General features: G+C 43.5%; 20 protein-coding genes and 1 tRNA gene. 7 read left to right on the top strand and 14 right to left on the bottom strand.

Annotated elements, in window-relative coordinates; genetic code table 11:
* Positions 1–25: 25 nt before the first annotated feature.
* The 4 genes from frdD to frdA are packed head-to-tail and all read right to left on the bottom strand — an operon-like array spanning position 26 to position 3367.
* On the bottom strand, positions 26–370 hold the full coding sequence (gene frdD / locus LQ983_RS02565) for a fumarate reductase subunit FrdD (protein WP_006717356.1): 345 nt from the start codon (positions 368–370) through the stop codon (positions 26–28).
* Positions 371–379: 9 nt separating this feature from the next.
* Entirely contained in the window at positions 380–772 is a 393-nt protein-coding gene (gene frdC, locus LQ983_RS02560; RefSeq protein ID WP_230621525.1) for a fumarate reductase subunit FrdC, read from the bottom strand.
* An 11-nt stretch (positions 773–783) separates the two neighbouring features.
* A complete protein-coding gene (locus LQ983_RS02555) occupies positions 784–1554 on the bottom strand; it encodes a succinate dehydrogenase/fumarate reductase iron-sulfur subunit (RefSeq protein ID WP_048748842.1) in 771 nt (256 codons plus the stop codon).
* 4 nt (positions 1555–1558) lie between these two features.
* On the bottom strand, positions 1559–3367 hold the full coding sequence (gene frdA, locus LQ983_RS02550; RefSeq protein WP_048748841.1) for a fumarate reductase (quinol) flavoprotein subunit: 1809 nt from the start codon (positions 3365–3367) through the stop codon (positions 1559–1561).
* 321 nt (positions 3368–3688) lie between these two features.
* Between frdA and epmA the strand changes: the two genes are divergently transcribed.
* Positions 3689–4660, top strand: a complete 972-nt coding sequence (gene epmA / locus LQ983_RS02545; RefSeq protein WP_230621524.1) for an elongation factor P--(R)-beta-lysine ligase — start codon at positions 3689–3691, stop codon at positions 4658–4660.
* A gap of 82 nt (positions 4661–4742) precedes the next feature.
* Here epmA and fecE read toward each other — a convergent pair whose 3' ends face one another.
* From fecE to LQ983_RS02515, 6 genes are all read right to left on the bottom strand, one after another.
* Entirely contained in the window at positions 4743–5510 is a 768-nt protein-coding gene (gene fecE, locus LQ983_RS02540) for a Fe(3+) dicitrate ABC transporter ATP-binding protein FecE (RefSeq protein ID WP_005703849.1), read from the bottom strand.
* Complete coding sequence (gene fecD, locus LQ983_RS02535) at positions 5510–6493, bottom strand: Fe(3+) dicitrate ABC transporter permease subunit FecD (RefSeq protein WP_230621523.1); 984 nt, start codon at positions 6491–6493, stop codon at positions 5510–5512. Before fecD ends, fecE begins: the two co-directional genes overlap by 1 nt.
* The gene (gene fecC / locus LQ983_RS02530) at positions 6493–7482 is read right to left on the bottom strand and encodes an iron-dicitrate ABC transporter permease FecC (protein ID WP_230621522.1); all 990 of its coding nucleotides are present in this window, start codon (positions 7480–7482) and stop codon (positions 6493–6495) included. The genes fecD and fecC overlap by 1 nt, the downstream gene beginning before the upstream one ends.
* Positions 7482–8375 (bottom strand): Fe(3+) dicitrate ABC transporter substrate-binding protein FecB, encoded by an 894-nt coding sequence (locus LQ983_RS02525; protein WP_032997782.1) that lies wholly within the window; start codon positions 8373–8375, stop codon positions 7482–7484. The genes fecC and LQ983_RS02525 overlap by 1 nt, the downstream gene beginning before the upstream one ends.
* Before the next feature lie 82 nt (positions 8376–8457).
* Complete coding sequence (locus LQ983_RS02520; RefSeq protein ID WP_230622594.1) at positions 8458–9528, bottom strand: metallophosphoesterase; 1071 nt, start codon at positions 9526–9528, stop codon at positions 8458–8460.
* A 10-nt stretch (positions 9529–9538) separates the two neighbouring features.
* Positions 9539–9712, bottom strand: coding sequence for a hypothetical protein (locus LQ983_RS02515; RefSeq protein WP_230621521.1), 174 nt, complete (start codon positions 9710–9712; stop codon positions 9539–9541).
* Positions 9713–9736: 24 nt separating this feature from the next.
* On the opposite strand from LQ983_RS02515, the gene LQ983_RS02510 reads away from it, so the two are divergent.
* From LQ983_RS02510 to LQ983_RS10045, 6 genes are all read left to right on the top strand, one after another.
* A complete protein-coding gene (locus LQ983_RS02510; RefSeq protein ID WP_006717376.1) occupies positions 9737–10066 on the top strand; it encodes a YbaB/EbfC family nucleoid-associated protein in 330 nt (109 codons plus the stop codon).
* Between the two features lie 75 nt (positions 10067–10141).
* On the top strand, positions 10142–10744 hold the full coding sequence (gene recR / locus LQ983_RS02505) for a recombination mediator RecR (protein WP_021615662.1): 603 nt from the start codon (positions 10142–10144) through the stop codon (positions 10742–10744).
* 29 nt (positions 10745–10773) lie between these two features.
* A complete protein-coding gene (locus LQ983_RS02500; protein ID WP_230621520.1) occupies positions 10774–12699 on the top strand; it encodes a DNA topoisomerase III in 1926 nt (641 codons plus the stop codon).
* Between the two features lie 158 nt (positions 12700–12857).
* On the top strand, positions 12858–13208 hold the full coding sequence (gene secG / locus LQ983_RS02495) for a preprotein translocase subunit SecG (protein WP_006717383.1): 351 nt from the start codon (positions 12858–12860) through the stop codon (positions 13206–13208).
* Between the two features lie 15 nt (positions 13209–13223).
* Positions 13224–13309 (top strand) — tRNA-Leu (locus LQ983_RS02490).
* Between the two features lie 155 nt (positions 13310–13464).
* Positions 13465–13680, top strand: a complete 216-nt coding sequence (locus tag LQ983_RS10045) for an excalibur calcium-binding domain-containing protein (RefSeq protein WP_255664447.1) — start codon at positions 13465–13467, stop codon at positions 13678–13680.
* Between the two features lie 51 nt (positions 13681–13731).
* Here the strand turns inward: LQ983_RS10045 and nhaA are convergent, their stop codons facing one another.
* The 4 genes from nhaA to LQ983_RS02465 form a co-directional block, all read right to left on the bottom strand.
* Positions 13732–14898, bottom strand: a complete 1167-nt coding sequence (gene nhaA, locus LQ983_RS02480; RefSeq protein WP_230621519.1) for a Na+/H+ antiporter NhaA — start codon at positions 14896–14898, stop codon at positions 13732–13734.
* A 175-nt stretch (positions 14899–15073) separates the two neighbouring features.
* Positions 15074–15847, bottom strand: a complete 774-nt coding sequence (gene mtgA, locus LQ983_RS02475; protein WP_230621518.1) for a monofunctional biosynthetic peptidoglycan transglycosylase — start codon at positions 15845–15847, stop codon at positions 15074–15076.
* Positions 15825–16133, bottom strand: a complete 309-nt coding sequence (gene trpR / locus LQ983_RS02470; protein ID WP_111296578.1) for a trp operon repressor — start codon at positions 16131–16133, stop codon at positions 15825–15827. The genes mtgA and trpR overlap by 23 nt, the downstream gene beginning before the upstream one ends.
* Before the next feature lie 32 nt (positions 16134–16165).
* Positions 16166–18403, bottom strand: a complete 2238-nt coding sequence (locus tag LQ983_RS02465; protein ID WP_230621517.1) for a transglycosylase SLT domain-containing protein — start codon at positions 18401–18403, stop codon at positions 16166–16168.
* Positions 18404–18419: the final 16 nt, after the last annotated feature.

Raw genomic sequence — 18419 nt, 5'->3', positions numbered from 1 at the left:
GGAGTTTTTCATTTGGGATGAGAGATTATAGGTTGAACACGGCAAATAACACGATGATGCTATAAAGTGTTGCCAAACCGTAGAAAATAAATCCGCCGGCCGGCACATGAACTTTAATATCATGCATACCGTGATGAACGCGGTGTAAACCTCCCCACATTGGGAAAATTGTGAGAACGAGAATAACTAATTTCCCTAGCCAGTGGTGTGCAAAGGCAATGATATTCTCAGGACTCACGATACCGAAAGGCAATAGGAAGCCGAGAATAAGAATTAACACCGGGAAAGCCAAAGCACTTACCATGCCACCCGCACTGAACATTAACCAGACAGGTGGTTCGTTTGAACGTTTTGGATTTTGATTAACCATGACTTCCCCCTAGATAAATACTAACACTAAAGCCAATACGGTGACGGCGACAAACGCGCCACGTAAAGCATTTTTAATGAGTTTTGCCGGCAAACCGGTGGTACCTGACATCACTTCGCCTGTCATATCAAATAATGTGGCAGCATGGAGCAATAAAGCCGCCAATGAAATGATGTTAAGAATAACAACGATAGGATTTTGTAAGAATGGGATGAAATTCATAACAAATCCATCTGCTTTGCCTAAACAAATTACACCGTAGAGCAACACTAAGCTGAACCAAACGGTTGGAACAGCAGTGGCTTCACGTAGCATATAGAATTTGTAGAAATCCCAACTTTTCCACCAAGTCGGGGTGATTTCACGGACGTATTTTTTACGTTTACTTACTGTTGTAGTCATAATCTTTCCCCTTACGCCTTCGGTTTAAGCATGGAAATGAGGTAATCTTTGGCACTTTCTAATTTGCCTTGGTTAATGGCGGTTGCCGGGCCTACATGTTTTGGACACACTTCGGAACAGGCGCCTACGAAGGTACAAGACCAAACGCCATTTTCACCATTCATGATTTTCATCCGTTCTGCTTTACCATGGTCGCGGTTATCTAAGTTATAACGATGACCTAAAGTTAATACGGCAGGACCAACGAATTCAGGGTTTAAACCGAATTGTGGACAGGCGGCATAACATAAACCACAGTTGATACACATAGAGAATTGACGATATTTTTCCAATTGAGCCGGCGTTTGTTTGGTACGGCTTTTCGCTAATTCTTTTGATGGATGCGGTTTACCATCTAACTCAGGCGCTTTGTTACCAATCACATAAGGTTTGATGGCTTCTAAGCTTTCGATAAAGTGGCTTAAGTCCACGATCAAGTCGCGTTCAATCGGGAAGTTTGCTAGGGCTTCAATGCGCATGTGGCCACTGTAGTCACGCAAGAAGGTTTTACACGCTAATTTTGGAATGTTGTTTACCATCATGCCGCAAGAACCGCAGATCGCCATACGGCATGACCAGCGATAAGAAAGTTCCGGTTCAAGCTTATCTTTAATGTAACCTAAAGCATCAAGTAAGGATGTTTGGCTGTCATAAGGCACTTGATAGGTTTTTAAGTGCGGTTCCTTATCAACTTCGGGGTTATAACGTAGAACTTCAACGTTCATGATTGATTGTTCGGCCATATTATTACTCCTTACCCGCTTGAGCTTGTTCTTTCGCTTTGGCGGCTGCCTCTGCTGCTTCTGCTTCTGCACCATAAACACGTTTTGCCGGCTGTGATTTCGTGATTTTCACTGGGCTGTATTCAATGCGTGGTGCACCGTTTTCGTTATAGAACGCCAAGGTATGTTTCAAGTAGTTCACATCATCACGTTCGGTGTAATCCAAACGTTGGTGCGCACCACGAGACTCTTTACGTTCAATCGCAGAGTTCGCAATAGATTGTGCCACGTCCAAAATGTAACCCAATTCAACGGTATATAATAAGTTTGTATTAAATACGCTAGAACGGTCAGTAATACGAATGTGTTTGTAACGCTCTTTGAGTTCTGCAATCTTATCTACTGCTTGTTGCATACTTTCTTGGGTGCGATAGATACCGCAACCTTCTTCCATGGCTTGACCCATTTCGTCACGAATTTCAGACCAAGACTCAGTACCTTCTTGGTTATAGAGGTCGGTCAAGCGTTTTACAATATCTTGCGCCTGAGCATCAAGTGCGGCTTGGTTAGCCGGTGTGGCTTCAATTGCGCGTTGTGCCGCGTATTCACCCGCAACACGACCTAATACCACTAATTCAGCCAAGGAGTTGGAGCCTAAGCGGTTAGCGCCATGTAAACCGGAAGATGCACATTCGCCCACCGCAAATAAACCTTTAATACGGGTTTCGCTGTTGAAGTCAACTTCAATACCACCCATAGTGTAGTGAACTACCGGGCGTACAGGAATTGGCGCTTGTGCCGGATCGACACCTTCATAAGCTTTCGCTAATTCACAAATGAATGGTAAACGTTCGTGTAAGTATTTTTCACCAAGGTGACGTAAGTCCAGGTGCACCACATCAACGCCTTTAGCTGTTTTTAAGGTGTTACCTTTACGCCATTCTTGCCAGAATGCTTGAGATACTTTGTCACGAGGGCCTAATTCCATGTATTTGTTTTCAGGTTTGCCGATTGGTGTTTCCGGTCCCAAACCGTAGTCTTGTAAATAGCGATAGCCGTCTTTATTGACTAAGATACCACCTTCACCACGACAACCTTCGGTCATTAAGATACCGGTATTTGGTAAGCCGGTTGGGTGATATTGAACGAATTCCATGTCACGCAATGGTACACCATGGCGATAAGCCATTGATAAGCCGTCACCGGTAACAATACCGCCGTTAGTGTTGAAACGGAATGCACGGCAACCACCACCTGTGGCGATAACAACGGCGTTAGCATTAATTTGTACTAAAGAACCTTCCATCATGTTCATGGCAACCATACCACGTGCATGACCGTCATCCACTAAAATGTCTAATACAAAGTGCTCATCGAAACGAATGATTTGTGGGTATTGAATGGAGGTTTGGAATAACGTGTGAAGTAAGTGGAAACCGGTTTTATCGGCAGCGAACCAAGTACGTTCGATTTTCATCCCACCGAAACGGCGTACGTTTACATCGCCATCGGTTTTACGGCTCCAAGGGCAGCCCCAGCGTTCAAGTTGGGTCATTTCCACCGGAGAGTGTTCCACGAAATACTCCACGACATCTTGCTCACACAACCAGTCGCCACCGGCAACGGTATCGTGGAAGTGTTTATCGTAGGAGTCTTCCTCTTTAATCACTGCTGCAGCACCACCTTCAGCCGCAACAGTATGACTCCGCATTGGATAAACTTTTGATACTAAAGCAATTTTAAGATTTGGATTAGCTTGGGCTGCAGCAATCGCCGCACGTAAACCACCGCCACCTGCGCCAACAATGGCGATATCGACGTTAACAGTTTGCACGATATTCCTCCAAGTAAAGGGATGATAATAAAAACACCAAATAGATTTTTGGTACTGTTAGGGTGAAGTCATTTTGCCATTATTTTTTGTGATTAGAACCTTTTTTCTCAAACTTTGTCGCGATTTCGTGATCTACCTCAAAAAGTTAACAAACAGAACCAGTTGTTTACATTTTGTCTTATTGTTAACAAGTCATTAACGTTGAGTTAACTAAAAAGTGCATAAAAGTGCGGTGGAAAAAGGATTCATTTATGAATTTTGATTCACTTGTTTTAGAATAAGTCGCAAATTTTTCAAATTATCTTTAGCAAAGGCATATTTATGTTTGAACAAGAAGCATGGCAACCAACGGCATCCATCAAAAACTTACTTGACCGAGCGAAATTAATTGCAGAAATTCGTCGATTTTTTACTGATCGCGGTTTGTTGGAAGTGGAAACACCGGTGTTAAGCGAATTTGGCGTAACAGATCTTCATCTTGCTACATTCAGCACTGAATTTGTTTCTCCTTTCGGAGAGCAATCTAAAACATTGTGGCTTTCCACCAGTCCGGAATATCACATGAAGCGTTTATTGGCCGCCGGCAGTGGTCCGATATTTCAAATTGGCAAAGTGTTTCGTAACGAAGAAGCGGGTAATCGCCATAATCCGGAGTTTACGATGTTGGAGTGGTATCGACCACACTTTGATATGTACCGCTTAATCAATGAAGTAGATGATTTATTACAACAAATATTGGAATGTCCGCCGGCAGAAAGCATGAGTTATCAGTTCGCTTTTCAACAATATGTCGGATTGGATCCGTTGTCGGCGGAATTATCCGAACTTGTGGAAAAAGCGAAAAAATATCAGTTGGTTGATGCAGAAAAAGAGAATCGCGATACGTTGTTGCAATTTCTTTTCAGTAGGGTGGTGGAACCACAAATAGGGCATGACAGCCCAGTCGTGGTATATCATTTCCCGGCAAGCCAAGCGGCGTTGGCACAAATTAGCTCGGAGGATCTGCGCGTTGCAGAGCGTTTTGAGTTTTATTACAAAGGGCTAGAGCTTGCTAATGGTTTCCATGAATTGGCGGATGTGCGGGAACAATTACATCGCTTCGAGTTGGATAATCGTCAACGGGAAAAAGCCGGTCTGCCGGTGCGTGATATTGATAAACGTTTGTTGGGAGCGTTACAAGCTGGAATCCCGGATTGTTCGGGCGTCGCTCTCGGTGTGGATCGCTTGCTCATGATTGCCATGGACGCGGAGAGTATTAAAGAGGTGATTTCCTTTGCGATAGACAATGCGTAAAGTGCGGTCATAAATGGCGATATTTTTTAAATGCTAAAAGTGCGGTCGAAAAATAAAATGTTTTTTATGACCGCACTTTTGTTTACTTCAAAATAAACATTGGTGTTTGGCTAATCGGATCGCGGTGTATTACCACCTCTAAATCAAACACCTCTTTTAATAGCCGCTCTGTCATCACTTCGTCAGGCGTCCCTTGGGCCATAAGGTTACCGTCTTTGAGAACGATTAAATAATCACAATAACGACAAGCCTGATTTAAATCATGGAGTACCGTAATGACGGTTTTGCCGTTTTGTTGCATTTGACGCATCATGCCCATGAGTTCCGCCTGTCGGTTGAGATCCAAATAAGTGGTTGGTTCATCCAACAGAACAAGTTCTGCATCTTGCGCTAATGTCATGGCTAAGAAAACCCGTTGTTGTTGCCCGCCGGATAAATCCGATACCAAATGTTCCGCCAGTTCCGCGGTGTGGGTTTGTTCCATAGCCCAAGCCACTAATTGCTCATCTTTATCACTTAATTTGCCCCACAAATTCAAATAAGGCGAACGGCCGTAAGCAATTAATTCGCGTACTTTAATGCCTTCCGGCACCAAATGTTGTTGTGGCAAGAACGCTAATTGTTTGGCGTATTCTTTCGGGGTGCTTTGCCAAATATCTTTGCCTTTGTGAGTAATTGTGCCTAGGCGAGGCTTGAGCAAACGGGCCACTGCTTTCAGTGTTGTGGATTTGCCACACCCGTTCGGGCCAATTAAGGCAATAATTTGGTTGCTCGGAAAGGTGAGAGATAAATCCCGTACGATAGTTTTATCTTGATAACCTAATTGTAACTTATTGATCTCAATGCTCATTATTTCGTTCTCATCAATAAATAGAAGAAGTAAGGGGCGCCGATAATAGCGGTGAGAATACCGGCTGGCAGTTCTGTCGGCGGATCGATAACCCGCGCTAAAATATCGGAAATTTGTAACAACAACGTGCCGATTAGCATGGCCGCCGGCAATAATGTGCGGTGACGTCCACCGACCAATTTGCGTGCTAAGTGCGGTGCAACTAAACCGAGAAATGCGATGGGGCCGCAAATGGCGACGGCTGTGGTGGAAAGCGCAACAGCCAGCACTAATACCAAGATTTGCGTTTTATTTACGCTTACTCCCAAGGTGGCCGCTTTGTTTTCACCTAAACCTAAAGTGTCCAAATCTCGGCAGAAAATAAACGGTAACGGTAACAACACCAACAACCAAGGCAAAACGACATTGACATAAGCCCAACTTCTGCCCCACAAACTTCCGGTTAGCCAAAGCATAGCCGTGTTGATTTCTACCGGATTGGTTAGCATTAAATAATGGCTGATTGCCGCCCATAGGGCAGAAAGCGCTACGCCGATAATGGCCATTTTGATCGGGCGGAAGTTAAAACCACATATCACCCATAACAAAATGAAAGACAGGACACCGCCGATAAAGGCGAAAATCGGTAGCCAGTAAAAGGCTAAATTCGGTAGGAAGATTAATACGGTGACGGCGACTAAACCGGCGGCGTTATTGATTCCTAAAATATCAGGAGAGGCCAACGGATTACGCACGACACTTTGCACCAACACCCCGGAAATGGCCAATGCGCCGCCGATAATGATGGCGAGTAGTGCGCGTGGCAGACGGTATTCCATTAACGTGAAATAGTTTTTATCGTCAGGGTGAAAGGCCTGGCTAATTTCATCAAAGGATAGCGTGTAAGTGCCGTAGCGAATGCTTAATACAAATAATAGCGCGACCGTACAGAGTGCCGATAAGTAAAAGCCGATTGCACGGAATCCTGAATGAGAACGGCGCATTAGTGTTTTCCTCTGGCAAATAATACAAAGATTGGCGCACCGATTAAGGCCAAAATGGCACCGGCAGGCACTTCACTTGGGAAATCAACAGCACGGGCAACGGTATCCGCCGCCAACATTAAAATAGCGCCTAATAACATGGACATGGGTAATGATTTTCGTAGATCATAGCCTATCCAATAACGCGCTAAGTGTGGAATTAACAAACCGATAAAGGCGACCGGGCCGGCTACGCTAACGGCTGAACCCACAATTAATAATGCTATGATATTGGCATACCAACGCAGACGGAACAGGTTAATTCCCAAGGATTGAGCGGATTCGTCGCTTAAATTGAGTAAATTTAAGCGGCTGGCAAAGAAGAGGCAAAAGAGAGCGCTCGATAGCAGAAACGGCCAAATAGCGTACCATTCGTTCCAACGGGCGTGAGAAATGCCGCCGGCAAGCCAACTCATTACGCCAAAGGCATGATCTTCCGACATAATTAACACTAATTTGGTGAGGGCAGTACACAATAACGACACGGCAATCCCTGCCAAAATCACGCGGCTGCGATCGCCGCTACTGTCTTTCCACGCGTTGCTGATCAACATTACAACCAACCAACTGATTCCACCGCCGATACTTGCCACCAAGGCAATGCTATAGCCTGATAATAAGACCGGGCTAATGGCACTCGCCGTTACCATGGCCAAACTTGCGCCGGAGTTAACGCTTAATAGCGTTGGTGAGGCCAGTGGGTTGCGGGTGATGGTTTGTAATAATGCCCCGGCTACCGCCAAATTGGCGCCTAATGCGATCGCCACTAACGCCCGAGGGAAACGTAAATCGACCACGGTGATCTTGGTCAATTCATCGCCATTGGGGAAAAAGGCGTTTAGCGCATCTAATGGTGAAATTTCAATAGGGTAGTATAAAAACAGACTTCCCCACAACAGGAAAGCCAGTCCTATCAGGGGGAAGCCCCAACGAAAAGCTTTGCCAAACATTATTTTTGATTAACGAATTGTTCAACTTGTTTTGCCATGATCTCGCTGGCCGTAATGCCGCGTCCGCGCGCCCACATATCGGCATTGACGCTAAATACATGTTTGGCTTTTACGGCAGGAATGGCTTGCCATAATGGTTCTGCTTCCCATTTGCGGGCGATACTTTCTTGGCGATAGTGGGCGATAAACATATAGTCCGGTTTTTCCATCACTAATTGCTCAAGATTGATTTCAGCAAAGGCTTGAGTGGCGTTTGGTAATTTTGGCGAGTTAAAACCTAGAACACCAAGGAAACTGGCGACATAACCACTGTCATTTTGTAAATTGAATTTGTCTTCGCGAGAGGTACCGAAAATCCCTTTTTTGCCTTTCACATTGATATTTTGCGCAATGCTTTCGATAATTTTATTGTGTTTATCAATTTGCAATTTCATTTCACTGCCTTTACCGACAACATCGCCGATTTTTTGTGCCGTATCAAGATTCTCCTGATAGCTTTCATGGCGGGAGTCAAACATCATGGTCGGGGCAATTTTTTTTAATTCTTCATACACTGCTGTATGGCGAGAAGGATCAGCGATAATTAAATCGGGTTTTAATGCGGCAATGGCTTCAAGACTAGGTTGTGAACGGGTACCGACAGATTGCCAAGGTTGTATCTTATCTCGTACTTCCTGCAAAATGCGGGTTTTATCGTTGTCATCGGCAACGCCGACCGGGCTAACACCAACTTGAGCAAGGGCATCAACGAAAGAATATTCTAACGCGACAATGCGACTTGGGGTTTTATCTATAGTGAATTCACCTTTAGCATCGGTGACGGTCACAGCACTTGCCGTCACAGATGCCATAAGGAAAAGAGAAGTAAGGGTTGCGTTGACGAATTTTTTCATTTTCGAGTCCTCTGTCATCATAAAAACATAAGTATAATGGGTTAAATTATACACAGGACTCGGTATTGAGAATAGTTCTTTTTTAATGTCCGACCAGGTCGATAATCATCACTTCTGATTGCGACCCTAATCGCATCGGTACGCCCCAAAAGCCATAACCTGATGTGACAAAAAAGTGCCCTTGATTGATTTTTTCATAGCCGTAACTTAAGCGATAAATCAGTTTTACAACAAAATTTGCCGGGAAAATTTGTCCATTATGAGCGTGACCGGAAAGCTGAATATCAATCGGCAAATTGGCGTGTTGTTCAATCTCTGTTGGACGATGATCCATTAAAATCACCGGTAATGCCGTATTGACACCTTTTAGTAATTGCGCTGCCGTTGGTCTGTTTTTAACGAGGTCATCATTGCGACCAATGAGGGTAAAACGGCCATCAATCACGACACTTTCATCCATCACGGGAATGATCCCTGCTTTGCGCATTTCAGCTTCAATGCGTTGTTGATCGCCAAAGAAATCATGATTGCCTAGTGTGGCATAAACCCCAAGGGGAGCTTGTAGTTTGGCTAAGTGCGGTTGCATTTTCTCCGCTAAATAGGCGTTGACGTTATCATCCATAATGTCACCTGGGAGCAAAATAATATCTACCTTTTCCTGCCGCATGATGCCAGCCAATGTATCTAACTGTGTTGAACCAAACAAACGCCCTAAATGCAAATCGCTTGCCATGCCAATGCGTAAAGGTTGCATAGGTTTATCTAATTTCACCTGAAAATGGCGAATGGTCGGCACATAAGCGTTGTAACAGGCGGTGGCGATGAAACTGAGAAAAATCACAGGATAAAGCCATTTTATTTGATTACGCCATTGTTTACGGAGCAGGTAAAGGAAAGCCACAATCAGGCTGCTAAATGTTGAAAATAACAATAAGGTGAGAAGCAAGGCACTTACTCGAAAACTTTCGGCATAAAGACGCAATGGCGCAGTAGAAACCAAAATATTGAATAGCAAAAAGAGGGTGATGGTCAGCTTAGTGCGTGTTTTGGGGTTGAGATTAAAAAGCCAGCCGAGTGTACGACTAAAACCGAATAGCATGAGTTGTAAGGCCAGCACGGCAATGGCCATGGTGATGTAGTGTCGGGTTTCCATCATTTTTCTGTTAAAAGTGCGGTTGTTTTATTGTGCGTTTATCTTCAAAAAGCAGTGCTTTTTTATCAGAAGAGGGTAGGGCTCGGATAATAATATGGATAAAGGCGCTGCGCAACGACACGGTAAATTGATCGTTCCCAATCGGCAATTTTTTCGCTAAAATGCCCACACTTTTTTTACTCAACTTTTTAATAACGGAAGAAAATTTATGTTCGGAAAAGGCGGTTTGGGCAACTTGATGAAACAAGCCCAGCAAATGCAAGATCGTATGCAAAAAATGCAAGAAGAAATTGCACAATTAGAAGTGACCGGCGAGTCAGGCGCAGGGCTAGTGAAAATCACGATTAACGGTGCGCATAACTGCCGTCGTATTGACATCGACCCTTCTTTAATGGAAGACGACAAAGAAATGCTGGAAGACTTAATCGCCGCTGCATTTAATGATGCAGTACGCCGTGCTGAAGAGTTACAAAAAGAAAAAATGGCGTCTGTCACCGCCGGCATGCCATTGCCGCCGGGTTTCAAAATGCCATTCTAAAAAACGTCCGTAAAACTTACCGCACTTTATGACTAAAGTGCGGTTTATTTTTTCAGTCAATTCACCGAGAACCTTATGCAAACCAGTCCCTTGTTAGAAAATTTGATCGAAAGCTTACGTGTATTACCGGGCGTTGGCCCGAAATCCGCACAACGTATGGCGTATCATTTATTGCAACGTAACCGTAGTGGCGGTATGCGTTTGGCTCAAGGACTGACTGAAGCCATGTCAAAAATTGGGCATTGTGAGCATTGCCGTACGTTCACGGAAGAAGAGGTTTGCCATATTTGCAACAATCCTCGCCGTCAAAATTCGGGGTTGCTTTGTGTGGTGGAAATGCCGGCAGATATTCTTGCCATTGAGCAAACCGGGCAATTTTCAGGCCGTTATTTTGTGCTTATGGGGCATTTGTCGCCATTGGACGGCATTGGCCCACGGGAGATCGGCTTGGATTTATTGCAAAAACGTTTACAAACAGAATCCTTCAAGGAAGTGATTTTGGCGACAAATCCCACTGTCGAAGGCGATGCCACGGCGAATTACATTGCAGAATTGTGTTTGCAACAAAACGTCAAAGTCAGCCGCATTGCCCACGGCATTCCGGTGGGCGGTGAATTGGAAATGGTGGATGGCACCACACTGACCCATTCTTTCTTAGGTCGCCGCGAAATCGGCTAATCTTTTCTCTCCTCTGCGTTTTCTTGTTTATGCGACTTTTTATAGCAGAAAAACCGAGTCTTGGACGCGCTATCGCTGATGTTTTGCCGAAACCACATCAACGCGGTGATGGCTTTATTAAATGTGGTGATAACGACTGCGTAACTTGGTGCGTGGGGCATTTGCTGGAACAGGCCGAACCCGATGCCTATGATGCGTGTTTCAAACAATGGCGTTTAGAGGATTTGCCGATTGTGCCGCAAAAGTGGCAGTTAATTCCGAAAAAAGAAACCTATAAACAGCTAAAAACCGTTGAAAAGTTGGTGCAGCAAGCGGACATCCTCGTCAACGCAGGTGACCCGGATCGTGAAGGGCAATTACTGGTGGACGAGGTTTTCAGTTATCTCAATTTACCACCGGAAAAACGCAATGCCATTCAGCGTTGTTTAATCAGCGACTTGAACCCAAGTGCGGTAGAAAAAGCCATCAAAAAATTGCAACCTAATCGTGATTTTATCCCCCTTGCCACCTCCGCTTTAGCACGAGCCCGAGCCGATTGGTTATACGGTATTAACATGACCCGTGCTTATACCATTCGCGGCAGACAGGCAGGTTATAATGGCGTGCTTTCTGTTGGGCGTGTGCAAACGCCCGTACTTGGCCTTATCGTACGCCGTGATTTGGAAATTGAACATTTTCAACCAAAGGATTTCTTTGAAGTGTTGGCTTGGTTGCGTGACCCAAAAGAGGAAGAAACACCGAAGAAAGCTACCGCACTTTTTTCTGCGTTATGGCAGCCAAGCAAAGCCTGTGAAGATTATCAGGACGAGGATGGGCGCGTGTTATCTCATGCGTTGGCGGAAAATGTGGTGAAGCGCATTACTGACCAACCGGCGGAAGTGACGGATTATTCGGATAAACGGGAAAAAGAAACGGCACCGTTGCCCTATTCCTTGTCCGCGTTGCAAATTGATGCTGCCAAGCGGTTCGGGATGTCCGCACAGGAAGTGCTGGATACCTGTCAACGTTTGTATGAAACCCATAAATTGATCACTTACCCACGTTCTGATTGTCGTTATTTGCCAAAAGAACATTTTGCGGATCGCATGGCGGTGATGAATGCTATTTCTACCCATTTAACGCAATTTCAACCTTTGCCGGAAATTATTGATCCTGAACAAAAAAATCGTTGTTGGAATGATAAAAAAGTCGAAGCACATCATGCCATCATTCCGACGGCAAAGAACAGACCGGTGAGTTTGAGTCCGGCGGAACAACATATTTATTTTCTGATTGCCCGACAATACCTCATGCAGTTCTGCCCGGATGCAGAATACCGTAAATGTAAAATTACTTTGAATATTGCCGGTGGGACTTTTGTGGCGCATGCTCGCAATTTGCAAATTGCCGGTTGGAAACAGCTTTGGGGCAAAGAAGACAGCGACGATGAACAGCAAGATACGCTGCTGCCGGTCGTCAAAAAAGGGCAAATGTTGCATTGCGAAAAGGGTGAAATTATCAGTAAAAAAACGCAACCGCCAAAACCTTTTACAGATGCGACCTTGCTTTCTGCAATGACAGGCATTGCTCGTTTCGTGCAAGACAAAGAATTGAAAAAAATTTTGCGTGAAACCGATGGGTTAGGCACGGAAGCGACGCGTGCAGGAATTATTGAGTTATTGTTTAAGCGTGGTTTTCTCTATAAAAAAGGGCGTAATATTCACAGCACAGAGGCGGGACGAATCTTAATTAACGCCTTGCCGGATGTGGCAACGCAGCCTGACATGACGGCACATTGGGAGTCACAGCTTGATGGCATTAGCCGTAAACAGGCGAGTTATCAGCAATTTATGCAAAACCTCATCCAGCTTTTGCCTGAATTATTGCATTACATTAATTTTTCCGCTTTACGCGAGTTAAGCCGGCATAATCAAAGTGTGAAAAAGGCTGCGCCGAGAACAAAGAAAAGTGAATGAGGGTTAAAAGTGCGGTCGTTTTTCAAAATGTTTTTTTACTGATCGAATTTGCACCAAACAGCGTAAAAATACATAAAACAACTTGCGGAGCGTCAAGATATCCGCTAATATCTGCGCCGTTATTTTTCATTAGAATTTGCTAAATCAGAGAAGATAAAATGTACTCAGCTTTGTTAATCATTTATTTGGTCGTTTCCATTGCCCTTATCGCTTTTATCCTGTTACAACAAGGTAAAGGTGCAGATGCCGGTGCATCTTTTGGTGGTGGCGCATCCGGTACTGTTTTTGGTTCTGCCGGTGCAGGTAACTTCCTTTCTAGAACAACAGCTGTTTTAGCGATTATTTTCTTTGTTATTAGTATCGTTATCGGTAACATCAATTCGCACAAAAACAATGCAAAACAAGGCGCATTTGATGATTTATCCGGAACTGCTGAACAAATTCAGCAACAACAGCAAAAAGCACCGGCTGTGTTAGACACAAAAAATAGCGATATTCCTCAACAATAAAATTTATCGAATTAAGCTCTGGTGGTGGAATTGGTAGACACGCTATCTTGAGGGGGTAGTGACCGTAGGTCGTGCGAGTTCAAGTCTCGCTCAGAGCACCAAAAACAGAACCTAGCAGAAATGCTAGGTTTTCTTTTTTCTCCTTTTCTAAAATTTCCTTTCTGAAGTGATTTACCTATAATTGTATTTGCAGTCACTGATTTTAATTGAGTCTGTATTCTTATTTCATCTCAAAATCCTAATAAAGTAATTTATTATGCAGAAGGTATTTTTCATTTTTGTTGTACTTGGTCTGGTGCAGTTTGCCGTTGCGAAATCAAACAATCATGAGGATTTCAGTTGTGATGAGCGGAAGTACTGTAAGGAAATGCGTTCTTGTGCTGAAGCGAAATACCATCTTAATGTTTGTGGAGAGGGGCGTCTTGATCGGGATAATGATGGGATTCCTTGTGAAAATGTTTGTCGTAGATAGTTCATCGATATAAAAAAGCCTTGCTGATTAGCAAGGCTTTCTTTTTGCCGCTTAAGGTTGAGCGGTTGTTTTTCTTAATAAAACATAGCCAACAACAGCGGACACACCTGATCCCAATAAAATCCCTAATCGAGATAGCGTATCAAAGCTGTTATATGCTGTTTCACCGAAAGCAAGACCTGCTAGGAACATCGACATGGTAAAACCGATGCCGCAGAGTATTGCAATAGCAAAAATTTGAGCGAAATTAACACCTTGTGGTAACTGGGCAAGACGTAATTTGACCGATAGGTAGCTGAATAGAAATACGCCTAATGGTTTTCCGACGATTAATCCCAGTGCAATCCCGAGAGTAAGAGGCGAATTAAGGCTGGATAAGCCCACGTTTTCTAAAGGAACTCCCGCGTTGGAAAAAGCAAATAACGGTAGAATTAAATAAGAGCACCAAGGCGCTAGAATATGTTCAAATTGGTATAATGGGCTTGAACCGTTACGACCTTCCATTGGAATGCAAAAACCAATAATGACGCCAGAGAGAGTCGCGTGTACGCCGGATTTTAATACGGATGCCCATAAAATTAAGCCAACGACCATATAGGCGCAGAGTGCGCTGACTTTAAAGCGATTCATAGTGACTAAAATACTGATGGTTACCACAGCGATAATCAGTGCCGGCGTGCTCAGTTCATGTGAGTAGAAGATCGCAATGACGATAATGGCACCAAGGTCATCAATAATGGCAAGTGCCAGTAAAAATACTTTGAGTGGCAAAGGGACGCGCTTACCTAAAAGAGCAACGATGCCAATGGCAAAGGCAATATCTGTGGCCATGGGAATTGCCCAACCGGAATAGATTTCAGGTGTACCTTGGGCAATCATAAAATAGATTAAGGCCGGTACTACCATTCCGCCAATCGCCGCAATAGCAGGGAAAATCGCTTGTTGATAACTTGACAGTGAACCTTCCAACATTTCACGCTTGACTTCCATACCAACCAAAACGAAAAAGACTGCCATAAAGCCGTCGTTGACCCACATTAATAAAGGTTTAGCAATGCTGAAAGCGCCGAATTGGACGCTGACCGGTGTATCGAGGAAACCGAAGTAATGTTGATTAAAAGAGGTGTTGGCAAGCAGGATAGCCATTGAGGCAAAAAGTAATAATAGTATGCCGCTAGCTGCTTCTGATTGGAAAAATGTTTGAATACGCCTAATCAATGTAAATACTCCCCCAAATAGATAAATAATTAAAAAATAAAATATAGATAAGGAGCAAGGAAGTTATCTTAATTTGATGTTTTTTTCAAGAAAATGGCGAATTTATTAATCAAAGAGTATTTAATTAAGGTTTTTTGAATAATTTATTTATTTTGAGTTTTGAAATAAATGGGAGCTAATTGAGTGTTTCTAAGTAGGATTTACCCAATTGTTCCATTTGACGTTGAATCCACAGCTGTCTGCGCTTGGTATAAGCACTCGGGGCATTGGCTTTATAAATGATCGGATTGGGCAGCGTGGCGGCTAAAAGTGCGGCTTCATTTTGCGATAAATTTTTGGCCGGTTTTTTGAAGTAAAAACGGCTGGCAGCCTCTACGCCATAAATGCCTTCGCCAAATTCTGCGATGTTTAAATATACTTCGAGAATACGCTTTTTGGACCACAAGGTTTCTAATATTAAGGTTGCCGGCACTTCGATTGCTTTGCGTAACCAACTTTGTCCATGCCATAAATAGAGATTTTTGGCCGTTTGTTGAGAAATGGTGGAAGCACCACGGATTCGATTGCTTTTTTGATTATGCAGAAAAGCCCGTTTAATTGCGGTGAAATCAAAGCCGTAGTGTTCCGGAAAATTCTGATCTTCAGCCGCAATCACTGCCAGTTGCATTTGCCAAGAAATATCCTCTAAGCTCACCCAATCGTAGCGTGTTTGATAAGTAAAATCACCAGACAAAATATGAGATACTTTTTGTTCCAGCATATAACTGGAATAAGGAATGGGAATAAAACGAAAGGCAAAGGTGACTACTAAAGTAGCAAGTAAAAAACGATATAAAAAACGTACCGCACTTTGAGTGGGAAATTTCATGAAAAGCGGTAATCTGCGCAAGGATAGATTGCGCAGATTGGCTAGCTTGAATGGAAATTTAATGGTTTTTTTCTTGCGCATTGAGTTGCGTTTTTATCCAATCAATAAAAACAGGATCCATGGTTTTTAACATATTAGATCCCCGAGTGATGGTTGCCGCACTGGTGTTCAGATTTTGTTGAATTTCACGCTGAGGCAGCTCTTTATTAAGTAATTGGGCGATAATTTGCAGGCGAAGTCCTAACGCATCTCGCTCATCGGGAGTAAGCAATAAGGTTAATACATCCTGAGCCTTGCCTTGTTCAAAGGCGGTTTGCAACATATTGAGGAAGGCATTCCATTGTTCTAAATCACGACTAATGTACATATCAACAATCCTATACTATTAAACTAGTCCGGCTAGTATAGCCGATCAAATTCCTCATTGCTAAAGGTTTGTGGATCTTCTTTTTCTTGCAATATTTGATAGTAAAAATCGTAAGTCAGCACATTTTGAACATAACCACGAGTTTCATAGAACGGAATGGAGGCCACAAATTCATCCATTTCCAACTTACCATTGGCACGCGCTAACCATTTTTCCACGCGATGAGCACCCGCATTATAAGCTGAGGCGATCAGAATGCGGTTATTCGGGTATTTGGCGTTTAGCTCCGCTAAATGTGCCGTGCCTAACAAAATATTATTGAGCGGCTTAAATAAATCCGCTTCGCCTGCGTAAGGTAATTTGGCGTTGTCTGCCGTGGCTTTTGCCGTGCTCGGCAGAAGTTGCATTAAGCCCCGTGCATTGGCGGAAGATTGTGCTTGTGGGTTCCACGCGCTTTCCTGACGAGAAATCGCCATGGCAAAGCTTTTACTGACATTGGTATGTAGTGCGGCTTGCGGTTTGGTTTTGTTTAATGCCGGGCGGCTTTTGAGAGCAATATCATAATAATCGCTATAAGCAATTGGTAAGCGCAACTGAATGTAATCAAACGCTTTAGCAATGATGGAGCCATCCACACCTAAATCAAACCAGTTTTGTTGGTTGGCATATTGACTAAGCGCCATTTGTTTCTCTTTTTTGGCATCACCGGATAGATTTTCCAACAAGAAACGCCAACGCTGTTTAGCCGGGCCAAATCTTTCGAGTTGACGTAGTTCGGCAATTTCTTCCAATGCCGGTTTTACTTTTTTGAATTCATCAGCCCAATAAGGATCGGAGATACTCGGGGCAATAAGTAATTCAGGTTGACCGAAATCATAACCGTTGCCACGGGTTTTCGGATGTAATTTGGCGGCTGCCAACATTGGATAAAAACCGCGTTCCTCAGAAAGTGCGGTCAATATTTCTTTTGTTTTTTTGCTATCGTGTTTTGCTATTGTTTTCGCCTGCCAATAACGCCATTCCTGTTTTTGCTGACCTTCTGCTGAAAGAGCGTTGAGCCATGGGGTTAAATCGGTCTTTTGCCAAATGGCCATACGCAAACGGCGTTCGGTAAGGTTATCTGCTTTTAATTTAAGAATTTCCGCATCCCGCCATTGTTGGAAATTCGGGCTTTCATTGTCAAAAAAACGACCAAGAAAAGCAATTTCCCACTCACGAATTTGCGCATCTGTTAATTGCCAAGTTTTTGCCCATTGTTGATAGGGAGCAAAGTTAGGCTCTTTCATTGTTTCCGATAGAGTGCGTAAATAACGCGGAAAGGTCTGCACCACTGCAAATTTTGTGACGATTTTGTTATTTTCTTCAATGAGCGGTAGTCTATCGGCCAATTCAGGCAGGGTTGCCGGATTTTTTAATAGGGATTCAAAGCGTTTTAAATTCGCCAAAACCATTTCGTCTTCTTTCGCACTATCAATTTTATTTAATTCTGATGATAGCAACGCCATCCCGTTCGCATCATTTTGGGCAAAGAGTTCCTCGGCTTTTTGGTGGATTTTATCTTGTGTCCGGTTGCCATCGGAATACCATTTTGCCCAGAGTTGCGCGTCATTAGGGAGGTTGCTGTTGGCTAACCAAAGTTGTTCATAGCGGGAAATAATGTTTGAGTCGCTGTTGGAGTTTTGTTTTTTATTTGTTTTGTTTTTTGTGCGTTCAAGCTGAAGTTCGGCATTTAATACGGCTATTTGCATCTCCAAGGAACTTGGCTTAACGCGTTGCGCATAATGGACTAATCCTTCCGTATCATCAGTATTTATTAATAGTGTGAAAATGCCTTGTTCCCATCGATTACGTAAAAAATGCGTAGGGTTTTGCGCGATAACTTGTTCAATTTCGTGTTTTAATGCCTTTACCTCTTCAGATGGCGTATCTTTACTAATGCTTTTAATGCGGGCATCAATGTAGGTGGTTGTAGCATCCATTTTCAATGGATAGTCTTTTAAAGACTCAATGAGGTTAAGATATAACTCAGCATTATCAGAAACGTTGTTATTTTTCACCGCACTTTTAAGCAGACTTTCCAATTGAAGAAACGTTGAACGCTGCTTAATCAAAAGCAATTCTGACTCGTGTTGCTGTTGTGCCCACTTTGCTTGTTCTTGCGCTAAATGGATTTCGTGGGGTACGGCGCTTTCAGTTTTTGCTGCCAAGGCAGAGAAAGAAAGTGCGGTTAAAATTAACAGAGAAATTGAGGTTCGTTGCAAATATCGCATGGCTATTTTCCATTAG

Origin of the sequence: Aggregatibacter sp. Marseille-P9115 (genome assembly GCF_920939465.1) — a bacterium.
GTDB lineage: Bacteria > Pseudomonadota > Gammaproteobacteria > Enterobacterales > Pasteurellaceae > Aggregatibacter > Aggregatibacter segnis_B.
This window is presented reverse-complemented; position numbering and strand designations above follow the sequence as displayed.